10 protein-coding genes are annotated in these 16,859 nt (G+C 59.8%); all 10 read left to right on the forward strand.

The genetic code is table 11. The features are described from left to right. The first annotated feature begins 3 nt into the window (after positions 1-3). The 10 genes from JZM60_RS08465 (at position 4) to JZM60_RS08510 (ending at position 16,858) form a co-directional block, all read left to right on the forward strand. Positions 4-882 (forward strand): GeoRSP system SPASM domain protein, encoded by an 879-nt coding sequence (locus JZM60_RS08465; RefSeq protein ID WP_207161811.1) that lies wholly within the window; start codon positions 4-6, stop codon positions 880-882. A 20-nt stretch (positions 883-902) separates the two neighbouring features. After that, positions 903-1,808: a phosphate/phosphite/phosphonate ABC transporter substrate-binding protein gene (locus JZM60_RS08470; RefSeq protein ID WP_241426189.1), complete on the forward strand. Its 906-nt coding sequence runs from the start codon at positions 903-905 to the stop codon at positions 1,806-1,808. 171 nt (positions 1,809-1,979) lie between these two features. Further along, positions 1,980-2,519, forward strand: coding sequence for a hypothetical protein (locus JZM60_RS08475; RefSeq protein WP_207161813.1), 540 nt, complete (start codon positions 1,980-1,982; stop codon positions 2,517-2,519). Continuing rightward, complete coding sequence (yedE, locus tag JZM60_RS08480; RefSeq protein WP_207165541.1) at positions 2,519-3,580, forward strand: YedE family putative selenium transporter; 1,062 nt, start codon at positions 2,519-2,521, stop codon at positions 3,578-3,580. Before JZM60_RS08475 ends, yedE begins: the two co-directional genes overlap by 1 nt. A gap of 259 nt (positions 3,581-3,839) precedes the next feature. Next, positions 3,840-9,029, forward strand: a complete 5,190-nt coding sequence (locus JZM60_RS08485; protein WP_207161814.1) for a CxxxxCH/CxxCH domain c-type cytochrome — start codon at positions 3,840-3,842, stop codon at positions 9,027-9,029. A 68-nt stretch (positions 9,030-9,097) separates the two neighbouring features. Then, positions 9,098-10,030 carry a cytochrome c biogenesis ResB family protein gene (locus JZM60_RS08490; protein ID WP_207161815.1) on the forward strand — a complete coding sequence of 311 codons (933 nt, stop codon included), beginning with the start codon at positions 9,098-9,100 and terminating at the stop codon, positions 10,028-10,030. Next, positions 10,031-10,864 carry a cytochrome c biogenesis protein CcsA gene (gene ccsA, locus JZM60_RS08495; protein WP_207161816.1) on the forward strand — a complete coding sequence of 278 codons (834 nt, stop codon included), beginning with the start codon at positions 10,031-10,033 and terminating at the stop codon, positions 10,862-10,864. It begins immediately after the preceding gene. Positions 10,865-10,878: 14 nt separating this feature from the next. Next, the gene (locus JZM60_RS08500; RefSeq protein WP_207161817.1) at positions 10,879-11,334 is read left to right on the forward strand and encodes a hypothetical protein; all 456 of its coding nucleotides are present in this window, start codon (positions 10,879-10,881) and stop codon (positions 11,332-11,334) included. A gap of 296 nt (positions 11,335-11,630) precedes the next feature. After that, positions 11,631-16,241 (forward strand): CxxxxCH/CxxCH domain c-type cytochrome, encoded by a 4,611-nt coding sequence (locus JZM60_RS08505; RefSeq protein ID WP_241426190.1) that lies wholly within the window; start codon positions 11,631-11,633, stop codon positions 16,239-16,241. Positions 16,242-16,291: 50 nt separating this feature from the next. Then, positions 16,292-16,858: a hypothetical protein gene (locus JZM60_RS08510; protein ID WP_241426191.1), complete on the forward strand. Its 567-nt coding sequence runs from the start codon at positions 16,292-16,294 to the stop codon at positions 16,856-16,858. Position 16,859 lies beyond the last annotated feature (1 nt).

Raw genomic sequence — 16,859 nt, forward strand, 5'->3', positions numbered from 1 at the left:
ACCATGGAACTGGCTTCCCCCATAACCATCTACTGGGATCTCCCCGCCGAACCGGCCGATAACGGGATGCTCCGGCGCCTATGTGCCGACATTGCCGCCTGTCGTCCCCTCATGCTCCAGGTGACTTGTGGGGGGGATTTGCCGGGCGAGGGGACCGTGGCGGTGCTGGAGGAGTTCAGCGGCACCCCCGTTGCCGTTTCCCTCACCGTGCCGGTGGCGGCTTTTCATGAGTCCGTTGCCGCCCGTGCGGGCGACCTGAAGGTGAAGGAGCTGCTCCTGTCGGCGGAGTCCGTGGCGGATTTTCAGGGGATGCGCGGCGCGTTCCGGGAGTCCTCCCCGGCCATGGGGATTTCGTTTCCGGTGACCCGCGCTAACTGGCGCCAGTTGCCGTCCCTGGTCGCTTTCTGCCGGGAAGAGGGGGTGACCCGCCTCGTTCTGCCCATGCAGCGCCTCTATGGGGGAGAAGCCCCCTTTTTCATCGACCGGGCCGAGCAGGATGAGCTGACTGCATCCCTGGCCGCGGAGGGGGGAGCGGACGGCCTGAACGTTACCATCCACGACCCGTTCCTCTGGCGGGCCTTCAATCCCGGCGTCCCCTTTCCCCAGGGGGGGTGCCAGGCTGCCAATACCATGATTGCCATTGCCCCCGACGGCGGCGTCTACCCATGCCCGACCCTTCCCGTGAGGCTCGGGACCCTTGGAGCCATGTCTCTTCGGGAGATAATAGCATCCCAGGTCAAGAGGGCGTTCCGGTTCCGGCTTCGCGAAACTCCGGAGGAGTGTATCCCGTGCCGTGAGGCCGATGAGTGTCGTGGGGGATGCCTGGGCCGGGCCTTTGCCGTCCACGGGTCCCTCGACGGTGCCGATCCGGCGTGTAAATGATTTCAAGGAGCACGTTGTCAATGCCCATTACCCGAATTTTCAGACTCGCCCCTCTTCTTCTGCTCCTTTTCCTCGTAGCCGGCTGCAAGCCGGAAGGCAAGCGGCCCGTGGTGAAGATCGGCTACATGCTCTGCAACAGCGAGGAGGAAACCATGGCGCGTTTCCTCCCCCTGACCCGCTACCTCTCCGAGCAGTGCGGAGTCGACTTCGTGGCGGTGCCGGTGGATACCCACGACTTCGAGAAACGGTTCAAGGCGGGGGAATTTACCTTTACCCACTCCAACTCCCTCATCTACATCGTTCTCCGCGAGAACCACGGTGTCGAACTGGTTGCTTCGGAGAAACGGGGCAAATTCGGTTCCCGCTCCGTCGGCGCCCTCATTGCCCGCAAGGGGAGCGGCATCGAAAAGCTGGACGATATCCGGGGCAAGCGTCTTGCCTTCGGCCCCATGCTGGCTCCCACCGGTTATCTGGCCGAATACGACCTGATGCTTTCCGCCGGCATCAATCCGGAGCACGACCTGGCGACGTATTCCATCCCCCCCGGCTCCTTCAAGCACGAAAAACTCATCTACGGCGTCCTTTACGGCCAGTACGACGTGGCCGCAGCACCGGCCCTCGACCTGGAAATCATGGCGCGGGAAGGAAAAATCTCGCCGGACGATTTCGTCATCCTCGCCCAGAGCAAGCCGATCCCCTATTGCACCTTCGGCGTGGCCAAGGGGACCGACCCGGCCCTGGTGAAGAAGGTGAAAGAGGCGCTTCTGGCCCTGAAACCCACCGATACCGCCGAGGTGGAGGGCGAGCGGCTCAAGGTGCTGAAGGCCGCCTGGATCGACGGCTACGAGGAGCTTTCCGACAGCGACTACGACCCGATCCGGGAGATGGCGAAACGGGTGAACATGCCGCCGTACCAGAAGTATTGAAAAAGCAGTAAGCTGAATAACACGGAGCAACGGAGTACACGGAGACAAACAAAATCTTATACAATCCTGAGGACTCGCCAAACCGGTAGCTTTTGCGGTTCTTTTGCTTGCGGTTTTGCTCAGATTTTTCTCCGTTGCTCTGTTGCTCCGTGTTTCAAAGGGTTTTTCCCAATGTTTACCGATACCTTCGACAAAATAACCTGGCTGCTCCTGGCCGTCGTCATTGCGGCGCTGGCAGCCCTTCTTGCCGTGAACCACGGTACTGGGGGGGGCAGGTCCGCCGGCCTCGGCAAGGCGGTGGAGCGTGAGATGGCTTATCGCGCCCGCGTTGAGCTGATCGGCAAGCTCTACGGCCCGGTGGAGGAGCTGCGCCGTGCCGGCAGGAATCAGGAGGCTCTTCTGAAGCTGGATGAGCTGATCCGCAAATATCCCGGCGAGGCCCATGGCCATATCCTCCAGGGGGAAATCCTTCGGGATATGGGTGCCCTGGACGAGGCGGTGGCTTCCTTTGTGGAGGGGGTGAAGCTGAACGGCGATTACCTGGACGAGGGGAGTCCCCTGTCGCGGCGCGCTGCAATCCAGGCGATCGTGGATGAAGGGTTGCGGAACATCGGCAGCCGGGCGGCGGCCAATCCCGGCAACCGGAGCCTGGCGGCATCCCTCGGCAAGATCAACTACCTCAGAAGCCGGCTGGCCGGGGGGTGCGAGTGATGCTGCGCGACCGGCATTTCTGGATGGTGGTGGCGGCGGGGCTCTTGCTCGGCGGCTTCGGGGCGCTCCTGGCGATCTGGGGGAACCCGGAAAACTCGGGCATCTGCGTCTCCTGCTTTATCGAAAACAGCGCCGGCGCCTTGGGGATGCATGACAATGCCCGCATGCAGTACCTTCGCCCCGAGCTTATCGGTTTCGTGCTCGGTGCCATGGCCAGCGCCCTCGTATTCCGCGAGTTCCGCTCCCGGGGAGGGAGCGCCCCGCTGCCGCGGCTATTTGCGGGGATATTCCTCATCGTCGGCTGTTCCATCTTTATCGGCTGCCCCATCAAGCTCTTCCTCCGCCTTGCCGCCGGGGACCTCACCGTCGTTGCCGGTGTCGCCGGACTGGTTGCCGGCGTATGGGCTGGGCTCCGGGGGCTTGCCAACGGCGTGGATCTTGGCCAGCCCGGCAGGGACAAGGGGCATGGCGGAGCGCTGATCCCGCTTTTTTTCATCCTGCTGCTTGCCTTCCTTCTCATTCGTCCCGGCTTCATCATCTTCTCCTCCCAGGGGAGCGCCGCCCAGCATGCCCCCGTTCCCCTTTCCCTGGGTGCCGGTATTGTGCTCGGCGCCCTGGCCCAGCGGAGCCGTTTCTGCATCACCGGCAGCATCCGGGACGTCTTCCTCATGGGTAAGCGTACCCCGGCCCTCTGGGGGGTGCTTGCCTTCTTCATCGCAGCGGTCGTGGCGAACCTTGCCGGCGGAAAGTTCAGCCCCGGTCTCTACGGCCAGCCCGGCGCCCATCTGGAACACCTCTGGAGCTTCCTCGGCATGGGGCTCGTGGGGTGGATATCCGTCCTCATCGGCGGCTGCCCGTTCCGGCAGCTCATCAAGGCCGGCGAGGGTGACGCCGATGCCGGCCTCGTGGTTGTGGGGATGTTCATGGGCGGTGCCATCGTCCAGTCGTGGGGCATCGCCGCCACGGCCGCCGGCGTCCCCCTGGCCGGGAAGGCGGCGATCCTTGCGGGATTCGCCTGCGTCCTTGCCGCCTGCCTCCTCTTCCGTACCCGGACTCCCTGAATATCGACAGGCATCCGCCAAAATGCGATGCGTGTCAGGTAAAGATCCTTTTTTTGTCATGCGGTTGTTACTGATTTCTTGCCCTGTATGCCGAGCGTCCACGTTTCGCCTCAAGAGGATTAACGATTTCCGGAGCTTGTTGGTGGTGGAATAAATTTTGCAAAATTAAATAATTAGGGCATTTTGTCTGTTCCGGGTCCGTGGTCTGCCGGTAACGTAAACCGGTCGGTGTTTTTGCCGGTGCATGAGGGGATATTGTATGAGATGGAAGACAAGAGTCTTTTTGGTTCTTGCCTTTTTTGCGGCTATGGGGCTACGCAGTGCCGATGCCGCAATCCAGTGCTACGAGTGCCACGGAACCAGCGCAACCGCCGATTATCGCCCCAACGACAGCGCCTACCGCAATATAAGCACCGGTGCCTTCAAGGGGAGCCACAAGACCCACATGGCGGCGGGGGCCACAGCCGCCAGCTGTGCGCCGTGCCATGGGGGTGCTGCTGCATCGTACGCCACGAGCCACCGCAACGGCTTTATCGACTTGGCCGGAAACGTGAATGACTCTCCAGCCACCGGCGTCTACAGCAAGGGGAGTTCCTTCGCCCAGAGCCCGAATCCCACGCTTGGCACCTGTTCCAACGTCAATTGCCATTTCGAAGCGGTCACCCCCACTTGGGCGGTGGCTCCATTATCGGCACCGGCCGACTGCGATAAATGCCACGGTTCCGCTCCTGCCGACGGGAGCCACCCCGCCACATCGGGCAGCGGTAAGAAACATGGCGACTACTACGGCCTCACTACTGGTTCCTGCGTTAAATGCCATCCCGATCATATTTCCGAAGGAAGCCCCTTCGCCCATGCCACGAGCGCCGGGAAAAGGTCGCTTGCCGTAACCTTCGCCGCCGCGCCCAACAGCGGCTTCGGCCGTTATACCGGCAACACGAATTATCCCGATTACCTGCCGAGCCAGAGCCCTCCCCGCAACGGCACCTGCAAGAACCTCTACTGCCACAGCCCCGGTAATAAGGCGAGCGGCGTTGACCTCCCCAATACCACCGCCACCTGGGGGGGGAGTCTCACGTGCAAGGGATGCCACAAGGCGGACATCGCATCGGGTAGTGTCATTGCGAGCGGCAGCCACCAGGGGCACGTGAACGGGATGAGCATCGGCTACACCCAGATCAAGTGCGTGAAATGCCATGCCGCCACCGCCGGCAGCAGCATGACCATAGTCAATACCGCCAACCATGTGGACAAGCAGGTGACGGTAGCCTTCAGCAATACGTCCTCTGCCTCCGCCGGTTCCTACAACGGCCAGCTCGCCACTCCGGCCGCTCCGTCGGTGAAGGCTCCCGGAACTGCCGTCGGACAATGCGCCAACGTCTACTGCCACTCCAGCGGGCAGGGCAACGGCGGCACCTGGCCACCGGCCTACCAGACCCCCACCTGGGGAACATATGCCACGGGCCAGTGCGGAACCTGCCACGGCACCCAGACAAAGCACGATGCCAGCGGCTTTGGCTACGGAATCGCGACTCCCCTGACCACAGGCAGCCACACGAAGCATCTCTCCTTCTTGCTCGGGACCGGCAACGTCAGTGCGGAGCGCAAGTGCGCTGCGTGCCATTCCTACACACTCACCGGTTATTCGCCCGGCGCATGCAGTTCCTCGGTCTGCCACACCCTGATGCCGGTCAAGCATGCCGATTACGGGATCAACGTTGGCATGCCCGATTACTACGGGGCGAGCGCTTCCTACAGCGGCAGCACAAAACCCGGCGACGGCTACGGTTCCTGCTCCAACGTCTACTGTCACAGCAACGGCCTTACGACTTCACCCACATACGCCACTGCCACGTGGGGAAATGCCGCCAGCGGTGCCTGCGGCACCTGCCATGGTGTGACTGCCGCCGCTCCGCCCGCCTCCACGCCGCACGTAAAGCATATGGGGAGCGCCAATCCATACCGTTTCGCCTGCGCCGAATGCCACAACGGCAAGGTCCAGGCGATCGCCGATTCAACGACGGCTCCAGCCTTCACCAACCTCACGAGCCACGTCGACAAGTTGCGGAACGTCAAGTTCGATTCGACCAATCCCTTCGGCACCTACTCCACGGCAACCCTGAGCTGCCGCAACCTCTACTGCCATTCCACCGGCAACACGAGCGTCGCGGCTGGCAACCTCCCCGGCGTTTATGGCGGCAAGGTCTACTCCCGGATTACCTGGAGCGGCAGCACCACCTGCGCTTCATGCCACGGCCGCTCCACCGCCAACGGCATGCCCGATTACGCAAACGCCGGCACTCCGGGGTCAGCAACTTCGAACAGCCACGGGAAGCACGTAACCAGCAGCAACATCCAGTGTGTCGAGTGCCACGAGAAGACCACCAAGACCAATACGAGTATTCGCTCTGCCGCTCCGGGCTACCATGTAAACGGCACCAATCACGATGTTTTCTTCAACCTGAGCGGCCTGAGCCCGAGCGGCACCTATGACGATGCCCAGAAGAAATGCTCCTCCACCTATTGCCATGGGGCCGGGGCATCCCTGGCATGGGGCGGGACCACCTACTGCAACTCATGCCACAGTGCCAACGCCGGCACCACCGGTGGCGGCGGCATCAACAACTGGGGCGCCACCCCCCTGAGCGCCCACAAGCTTCACTGGGAAGACACAGCAACCCTGCCGGGCAAGTATCTGAACTACTCCACCGGCAACCTGGGGAGCGCCGGCACCTACCGGTTCACCTGCGCCTCGTGCCACAACCCTGCTTCCACCGCCCATGTGAACGGCTACGCAAGCGGCAGCTACCGGGCCCAGGTATTCTTCGGCTACACCTCCCCCGGCAAAAAGCCGACCTACACCTACACCGGTACGGCGGGAACGGCCGACAACGGCTTTGCCTGGTCAACCGGCAATACCGTCTGTACGGCAACCTACTGCCATTCCAACGGAGCCGGTGGGGCCGGGAACACGGCGGTTTCATGGGCGACGACCGTCAACTCGGCAACGAACACCCGGTGCAAGTCGTGCCACAGCTATACAACGGCCAGCGGATCTCTCATTAACACCAACAAGCACGCGAAGCATGCCGACGGCAGCACTTATTCGTTCAACTGCGCCAAGTGCCACAACCTGACCACCACCGACGGCGCGGCCATCGCCGACAAGACGAAGCACGTGAACAAGGTGAAAAACGTGGCTTGGGACAGCATGAACAGCGACGGCTCCGCGTATGTGAACTCCACGACCGCTTGCGCCAACATCTACTGCCACAGCCAGGGGACCACGTTCACCCAACCATACACCGGCACAGGGAAGGCACCGGTCACCGCCGTCACCTGGGGGGGCGGGCAGACCCTCGCCTGCAACGGCTGCCATGGGAATGTAACTTATGGCACTGATTACCGCAGGGCAACACCCCTCTATGCGTCCGGAGCCCCCAAAGGGAATGCCCACCAGCTCCACACCGACCAATCCGCCGGGGGAGGCACTCCGGCAGTAACTGATCCCCAGTGTCTGCATTGCCATGCTACAACCACAACCACCAACACTAGCATCACCACTTACACCAATCATGTGAACAAGGCGTATACCGTTTCAGGTGGCAGTACCTTTGCCAATGGCGACTCAATCGGCGGTGCGGCAGTGGCGGTAACCGCAACCTATACCTATAACGCCTCGGGAAGCACCTGCTCCAACGTCTCCTGTCACCCCACCGGCCTGTCCGGCGCCAAGTCCACCGATGTCGCCCCCTGGAGCGACAAGCAGAGCTGTGACGACTGCCACAAGGTCAACCTGAATAACAATACCGGCTATCACCACGCCATGCGCAACTACTCCGGCTCCGGCGCTTCCTATCCCAAGACAATACCGGGCGCCACTGCCGGGGCCAACGACGTGAACCGCCGCTGCACTATGTGCCACGTGGATCACGCCACCTTCAGCCCGAATCTCAACGCCAGCAACACCACCTACGGCAGCGCCGGCAACCTGAGGATGTCCATCTATTCGTCGGTCACCGCCACCAAGGGATACGCCAACAGGGACTTCTTCAAAACCGGCTCCGGCGGCATCTGCGTAAGCTGCCACAACAGCGAGCTCTTCAAGGACACCGGCAACGTCCGGGTGAAGAATGAGACCAACTCCACCAAGACGGTCGCCATCGTGCTCAACAACTACACCGGCTCGGCCCACGAGTACGCCATCAGCTCGGCCATGAAGCGCGATAGCAAGATCTTTTACTCCGACTGCTCCAAGTGCCACAACGGCCGCCGGAACGAGGTCGCTGTTTTCTCCGGCATGACCACGGCTACCCATGACCGGGATGTGAGAAGGATCTACGCCAGCCTCGGCGCCAATCTGACCGACGGCAACGACGAGAACTTCTGCTACCGCTGCCACAGCGCCACAACAGACACCAGCCCCGGTGGCGGACCGGCCAAAACGGTGGCGAACAAGGATTATTACCGGACGGCAACGATGAGCTCGGATGCAGAAAAGATTTTTTCCGTATTTGCCAAGACCAACAAACATAATGTGGCGGGCTACTCAGGCCTTCACAGGCCAAGCCCCACTGATGAGACCCGTACTTACTTGTCCGCCAACAAGCATGTGGAGTGCGCTGATTGCCATAACGTTCATTCCGCCACCGCCACCAACGCCACCAAGGGGACCAGCGGCGTCGATCCGACCAACAGCGCCAGCAACTGGACGGCGGCCACCGGCTACACCAACGTGACGGTCAACGGCGGCGACGACGAGTACAAGATCTGCTTCAAGTGCCACAGCGGCTACAATACGTCGGTCACCTCCTGGAAGACGGGATGGGCCGACATCTCCAAGGAGTTCAGCACCGCGAACGCCTCCTATCACTGGGTGGAGGGTGACAAGGGGGCGGCCAAGGCCGATACCACCTACGGCAACTTCAATACCACCTATGTTTACAAAATGATGCCGCGCTACAACGCGTACACCGACGCCCAGTTGCGCGGCGTCAAGATGCGCTGCTCCGACTGCCACGGCTCCGACAATGCCGAGAACAATCCCAATGGTCCCCATGGGTCAGCGTACACAAGGATACTCAAGGTGCCTGCCGGGAGCTCCTATACGGTCTGGAACAGCGCTTCCAAGGTGGGGGATACCAATATATGGTGCTACAACTGCCACAGCTCTACCTTTACTAATAGCGGCTTCTCTGGAAACGACGGATCGCTCCACACATCCAAGCACAGCGGAGACCAGTGCATGGATTGCCACATCAAAATTCCACACGGTTGGCAGATTCCGCATCTGCTTAAGCCTTACAATATGCCGGCAAACTATCCTGCGGATAACGCCCGGTATAACGGTACTGGAGGCACCGGCGGGATTGCGCCAGTAAGCGGCAACTGGAACCGAAGCGGAGCCTGGCAGGAATCAAGCTGTAGCCCCCACCAGAACTGCAATTGACAACCAGTGGATTTGTTGCATTGAGAGCCCGGAACAGTCCGGGCTTTCTTTTTGCATGAGTAATTCCAATGACTTCTAGGGCTATTGCATTCCTGGCAAACAAGAAGATTACGGTGGTGCTACTGCTGGCGTTGATCCCCCTTGCGGTTCTTGAGGGGCAGCGTAGGAGTGTCTCCGGCGCAGTCTTTATTGCGTTTGCGGTGCCACTTGTCTTGAATCTCTGCTGCTGCCTGTTTTGCCATCTAAAGGCCACCAGGCGCTTCACCGTGGAGAGAGCGGGCTTTCTTCTCTTTCACGCGGCCTTCCTTATGATTATTGCCGGCGGCATTGCCACTTATTTCACCTATTCCGTTGGCTACGTGGAGGTGGTGGAGGGAGAAGGTTTCCGGGATTCGCGGGAAAGCTACACTGAGTGGACGCAGCAGTTCGGCACCCGTAGTGGGACGGGGATTGGCATTACGGTAAAAAAAATCAATCTCGACTTCTGGCCCAACGGTCAGATCCGCTATTACGACAACATCATAACCCTCCGTGATGGGGTGGATGTGCGAGAGGCTGTTCTGGGGGTTAACGGCTCCGTGAGACATGGAACGCTCTTGATTAACCTGGCCCGTTACTATGGACTTGCCCCCCATTTCACCGTCATCACACCGGCCGGAGAAAATGCTGGTTATGTCTATGTTAGCGACGTAACCAAGAATAACACCTTCGACATTCCCCTTGCGGGTCGCAAAGCCACGGTATCCTACGACAGGCTTTCGGATCGAAAGCTCGATATCTCTGTCGATCTCGGCAAGGGGAGGACCGTCTCCCGGAAGATAGAGCCGGGTGATATCATAGATCTGGGGAACGGGAGCCTGAAACTGACAGGGATACACCTCTGGAACGGTCTCACTGTTGTGAGGGATGTGGGCAAGTGGCCAACCTATGCGGGGTTTGCCTTTTTTCTGACCGGCCTGGGGATGTACTATCGGCGCATTTTTTTCGGGGAAGGGAAATAAATGGCAGAGCTTGAGAAAACACTCTTGTTCGGTGCAATCATTGTCTGCGCCGCGAGTTCCATTCTGCACATCGTGGGATGGATCTTCGAGCGGGAGAAGGTTTTTAAGGCAGGGAAGGAGCTCATCGGGTTCTTTCTACTTCTGGTCACCGGTACCATTGCCGTGCGCTGGCACTACCAGGGGCACGGGCCGTACATAACCTTCTACGAGGTGCTCCTTTCCAATGTGTGGATCACTACCGCATTTTTTCTCCTTTTTACGCGTAAGCGAAAAGATCTCGATTCCATCGGTGTCTTCGCCATGCCGATCATTCTTCTCACCGTCGGCGCCGTGGCTATGTCCCCGTCTCAGATATCACAGCTTACTCCCGCCTACAAAAGCGTCTGGCTCATTCTCCATATAACCTTCGCCAAGTTGACCTATGGCAGCATCCTGGTTGCCACAGCACTTTCCATTTCCATACTCCTGAATCGCGCTGTGGATGCGGAAAAACATGGATATATAAAGCGGTTGACGGAACCGGAACGAGCAGACCATCTCTGCCACAAGCTGATTGCCGCCTCCTTGATGTTCGCGTCGGTCATGATTATCTCCGGTTCCATCTGGGCAAACCAACTCTGGGGGAAGTACTGGGGATGGGATCCGGTGGAGGTCTGGTCACTGGTTACGTGGGTCGTGTACGGCCTCTACTTGCATCTCAGGATTACCTATCGCTTTAAGGGGGTGCCGGCGGCTATCTACTGCATAATCGCCTTTCTGGTGTCGGCGGTTTCGTTCTTTATCATGCCGTATGTGCTCAATACGGTGCATAATAGCTTTATGTTCGCCAAATAAAAGGGAGCGCCACAGTGACGAAGCTTCTTTTTTCTGTTTTATTCCTGTTGGTGTTGATGGTTGGCTGTGTCGGACAATCCGGGGAAGAGCAGGCTGTAAGCGATACGGTGCGGCGTTACAACCGACTGCTGGCCGAAGGTTATTCCCGGATGGCCATGGAGCCTCTCCTGGAAGTGGCCTCTAAAGAAGAGTTTTCCCGGGTGAACCATCACATGGCAGCCCTGCGGGATGCACGGCTTCGGCTCGAATCGCGTCTGGTAAAGCTTGAGTTCACCGGCGTGACGATTAAAAATCCCCGCACTGCCCGGGCAATAACTCGGGAATCGTGGGATTTTGTCCAGATAGAAACCGCTTCCGGCAAGGACAGTCTTCGAGCCCGGAATGTGGTTCATCTCCTTTCCTACGATCTTAAGAAAGAAGGAGACGTATGGCGTGTGCAACGTGTCAACCCCCTTGAGGGGCACAAATAAAATGATTTGTCTAATTTCTGAGTAGTTGCCAAATTTCCGTCAAATGGCGATGGGTGACGCATTTTTTTACATTTTTTTGACACAAGGGGCCGGGGAATCATTTCTCCCGGCCTCTTTGTTTTCGGACGGCTCCGCGCAGGCGCAGGGATACCGGTTGGTTATGGGTGCTGGAATAGAATTTGCTAATTTGAATTTATTTAGAGAGCTTTGGTGTGTTAAGCTGAGCGTCGCTGTGACGCCTTTTGGCAGGGAGGCCTGAAGCAGACTAAATGCGTTGGTGGTGCTGGAGACATGATATGAAGTCGATAGCAGTGATAATCTCGGTATTTATTGTAATGGCATTTGGGGCGGCAACTCCAGTTAGAGCGGCGCTGCAGTGCTATGACTGCCATGGGACCAATGGGACCGGCGATTACCGTCCCGATGATGCAGCCTACCGAAATATCTCCACGGGAGCTTTCAAGGGGAACCACCGCAGCCACATGGGAAGCAGCGCCACCGCCGACAACTGCACGGTCTGCCATGGCTCGGAAGTGACCTCCTATACTGCCGCCCACCGCGATGGCGACGTAACCATGGCCCCCAATATCAACAGCTCGGTAACTCCGGCTTCCTACAGCCGCGGCGCATCCTTTGCCCAGAGCGCCACGCCGACGCTCGGCACCTGTTCTTACGTCAACTGTCACTTCGAATCAGCTACCCCCCCATGGAACGGTGCGGCGTTTTCTTCACCCACCGACTGCAACCGTTGCCATGGCGCAGCGCCCAATACCGGCAGCCACCCGGTGACGGGGGCCAAGCACGCCGCCTACTACGGAACGACCACTGCCTGCTGCTCCCGGTGCCACCCTGCCCATGCCGCCGAGGGGAGCCCCTTTGCCCACGCCACGAGCGCTGGCAAGCGTAATCTCTCCATCACTTTTTCATCGCTCCCCAATGCCGGGAGCGGCACCTACTCCGGCGCCCTCAACGATTACCTGCCGAGCCAGAGCAATACCTTCGGCACCTGTACCTCAACCTATTGCCACAGCCCGGGGAACAAGGGGAGCGCATTCGATGCGCCGAACCAGGCGGCCACCTGGGGGGGAAGCCTCACTTGCAAGGGGTGCCATAAGGGCGATAAGGTCTCCGGAGATGCCATGGCTTCCGGCGGTCATGGCAAGCACGTGGCGAGTTTCGGCATCAACTGCGTCCGGTGCCACAAGGCGACCGCCACCAACAGCACTACCATCGGCACGTATGCGAACCATGTCAACAAGCTGGTAAACGTTTCCTTCGACAGCACCACCACCGCGGTTATCGGCACCGCCCGGTACAATGGCGTCATCGCTCCCATGACGAAGGCGCCGGGTTCCGCATACGGCCAGTGCACCAACCTCTACTGCCACTCGACGGTCCAGGGGGCCGGCGGCGTCGGCGCTCCGGCCAATTACGGGACTCCGACCTGGGGGGCGAGCGCAGTCTGCAACGGCTGCCACCGGGAAGGGGGCGGGCACGGCGGTGTCGCAGCGGATGGTTCAAGCGCTCCCATAGCCAGCGGCAGCCATACCAAGCACCTGTCGTACAGTTATGGCCTGAGCGGTTCTTCCATCAAGTGCGTCGTCTGCCACAAGTGGGACGCATCAAAGACCCTTGACGACGATTGCGCCAACTGCCACGGAACGCCGCAGTACGCCAAGCACGTGAACTACCAGGTGAATGTGGCCTTCGACTCCACCTTCGGCGCCGGTACCTACAACGGCACCCTGAAGCCGGGCGATGGCTACAGCAACTGCTCCAACACCTACTGCCATTCCAACGGCACGTCGGTATCCTCGGGTTCCGTCCCGGCAAATACAAGCGTCAACTGGGGCACCGCCGGCCCGCTGGCGTGCAACTCATGCCACGGCAACGCCACCTACGGCTCCGACTACCGGAAGGGCGCGCCCCTGTACTCATCGGGCTCGCCCAAGGGGAATGCCCATGGCAGCCACATCAGAACCGGCACCCTGAGCGGCGTTTACATGCAGTGCTTCAACTGCCATGCGTCAACCACCCGGGACAATACATCCGTTGCCAATACCGCAACTCACATCAACAGGACCTACAGTGTCGCTGCCTCTGTCTTCGGGGTTTTCTCGTCGGCCTTCCGCGACGGCGACAACACCATGACTTCGACGAAAGTGACTCTCGCCCACAGTTACAACGCTTTGGGCAGCAGTTGTGCCAATGTATCCTGCCACCCTGTCGGCCTGGATGTCACCACGAACCCCTCCACTCCCAAAACCCGTGCTACCAGCTCGGTTACGTGGGACAACAAGGGCCTCTGCATCGACTGCCACAATATCGATATGCAGAGCACAAATACCTTCCACCATGCCATGCGGAACTATTCTTCGGGCTATCCGCTGCAATCCCCCTACAGCAGCGCCAGCACCGGGGTCAATGCCTATGCCCGGCGTTGCACCATGTGCCATGTGAACCACAATATCTTCAGTCCCGATCTGAACGCATCCAATACCATGGGGCGAGGGGGGAACCTGCGGACCGATATTGCGGTGGCTCCCACCGCATCGAGCGGTTATGCCAACACCGATTTCATAAAATCAGCCGGCGGCGCCGGCGGCATCTGCATAAGCTGTCATTCAACGGCCAAGACGAAGGATACCACCCGGCGCCGCAACGACTCTCCGGCAAACTCGACGCCGGTCATCACCCAGGCCCAGTACTCCAGTTCGGGGCACCAGTATGATGTTTCCGCCAAATTCATGAGCGACGGCAGCACGGTCTACGGCAACTGCTCCAAGTGCCACAACGCCCTGATGAATGAGACGTCGGTGTTCATGAATGCCACTTCCCTCTACTCTTTCGGTAACCACAACAGCGGCATCCGCAGGCTCCAGGGGGCGCTGGATGCGGCCGGCGGCGAGACCGCCGAAGAGCAGATATGCTACCGCTGCCACAGTCAGACGACGGATGACGATCCGGGGGGCGGTCCGCCCAAGACTGTCGCAAACAAGGACTTCTACGGCGTGGCGCCCATGAGCCTGGCCGCCGAGGATATTTTCAGCGCAAACCGCGACTTCCGGACGGCAAATTCGACGTACAGCACCACCAACAAGCTGTACTTCAGGCCGTCCGCCGCTGGAACCCCGGCTGAACCGATGCCGAACCAGCATAACACCGGCGACACGTTTGCCGGCGGCACCTGGATCGGCCGCTCCATGGCCCCCTGGGAGACCACTACCGCCTACGAGACCAAGAGCCAGACCACCAATGCCGTCGGCACCAACTACTGGCGGATGGTCACCTTTACCTCGCCGGCGGTCTACAGCACCACGACCGTCCCCGCCGGTATCTGGGTGATCAATATATACTGCCGCGAGTCCTCTACGGCCCAGAACGCCAAGATCCGGTACATGGTTTACAAGTGGAACGCCAACGATACCATGGGGGCCACAATCATCGGCAGAGCGACATACGCCACCGAACTCGCCACCACTGCCGCCCCCGGCGCCGTGCGCCAGATTGCGGTGAGCGTGGGGGCCGTCACCCTGAACGCCGGCGAGAAGATTGCCGTCGATCTTGAACTGGACACGACGGCTACCTATACGACCAGCTATACCGCCTCGTTCTACTTCGGCAGCCATGCCCCAAGCGACCTGACGCTTCCGGGCAATGTGCCGTGGTCCTATGCCGACCCCGGCGCTGAGGGCTTCGGCCATGCGACACAACACTTTGCCGGGGTCCATCTCCCTTCCACCAGAAACGAAACCCTCGCCTATATTGCGCAGAACAAGCATGTGGAATGCGTTGACTGCCACAACCCCCATGCGACCCGAAACGGGCTCCATGGGGACTACGGCACCGCCACCGGCGGCAGCAGCACCACTCTGGTCAACAGCAAAAAGAGCTGGGTTCCCAATTATTGGACCGGCGACTACGTAAGCCTGGTTTCGGATTCCCTTGGCACCACCACCCCAGTGGCTATGATTACCGGCAATACCGCCACGACTCTCACCACCACCCCATACACGGGGACCTGGGTCGCCCCGGTTGCCGGCAGCGTCTACCGGATCATAGCCAATACCAACAAGGTGTCGCGGACCCAGCGTGGCGTGCCGGGGGCCAGCGTCAGCTATTCCGGGGCGTGGTTAAACGGTACCTATAGTATGGTTGAGGAGTCCACTTACGAGTATCAGATCTGCTTCAAGTGCCATGCGTCGACTGGTACAACCCATAACACCATGCGTTACTGGAATATGACGTCGGCCTCACTGGGGGCGGCCCGCTGGACCAATGTCGGGCTGGAGTTCAACCCCAACAACGTCTCCTATCATCCAGTGATACAGCCCCTGCCGGAAACCGGCAACAGGCGCCTGAATGCGGCGGCCCTAACCGGCGGCTGGGCTCCCGGCGAGGTGATGTCATGCTCGGACTGTCACGGTAGAGACACCAGCACCTCGGCCACGGCCCAGGGACCCCATGGCTCAACCGTCAAATGGCTGCTGACCGGCAAGTACCAGAACTGGCCCTTCACATCGGCGGCTGCTAACGGCACGGCTGCCGGAGGAACGCTTTTGATCGGAACCGGCACCACGACGTATCCCGCCGCCAACTTCTGCTTCAACTGCCACACCTGGGCCGCAGGTGGATACGGCCACACCAAGTCGTCGGGGGGGCACAACAAGGCCTGCGTCAACTGCCACATCCGGGTTCCCCACGGCGGCAAGGTGCCGCGGCTCCTGACCGGGGTCAACGTCCCTCCCCGCTATAAGCCGGACGGCAACGGCGGGGCCTTCTCCGGCTCGTACCTGACCAGTGCTCAACTGCCGGCAACCGGTTATATGGGGGCAAACGACGTAAGCTGCACGACCATATGCGGGGCAAGACATACCAACAACACCACAAAAACCTACTCATGGTGATTTGTGGCGCTAAGGGGGATAAGTATGGCACAGCAACATGGGGGACGTTCATGAGGGTCGATCGGTTTCTTGATCTGTTGTGCAGATTCGGCATGGTGCCGCTATTGTTCATGATGATTGGCTGTAGCGGCACCAGTTCGGCCGGCGGGGAGGTCGAAAACGCTGTCCTGCGATACAATGATCTGGTGACCCAGGGATACCGCAGCCAGAACATGAATCCCATGCTGGAGGTCACTACCGATGAGCAGGCGCTGAAGCTTTATCACCACATGTCCGCCCTGGGCGAGGGGCAATTGCGGATGGAATCGAAGCTCAAAGATATCAAGTTCACGAAGGTGGAGCGGCGCAGCAGCGTGGATGCAACGGTCGAGACGGAAGAAACCTGGGATTTTACCCATTACAGGATGGCAACCAACGAGAAATATGCCGAGGAAAAGGATTTCATCTACCGCATGGGGTATATTCTGAGCAAAAAAAATGGGCGCTGGATAATAACTGAAGTCAATACCATCGGCGGCACCAGCACCAATACGGTCATCCCCTGGCCGGTGCTGGACCGTAAGGGGAACGTGGTCGCTGCGCGGCAAGGCGGCGACAAACCGGCCAGACATCCCTGAC

Origin of the sequence: Geobacter benzoatilyticus (genome assembly GCF_017338855.1) — a bacterium.
GTDB lineage: Bacteria > Desulfobacterota > Desulfuromonadia > Geobacterales > Geobacteraceae > Geobacter > Geobacter benzoatilyticus.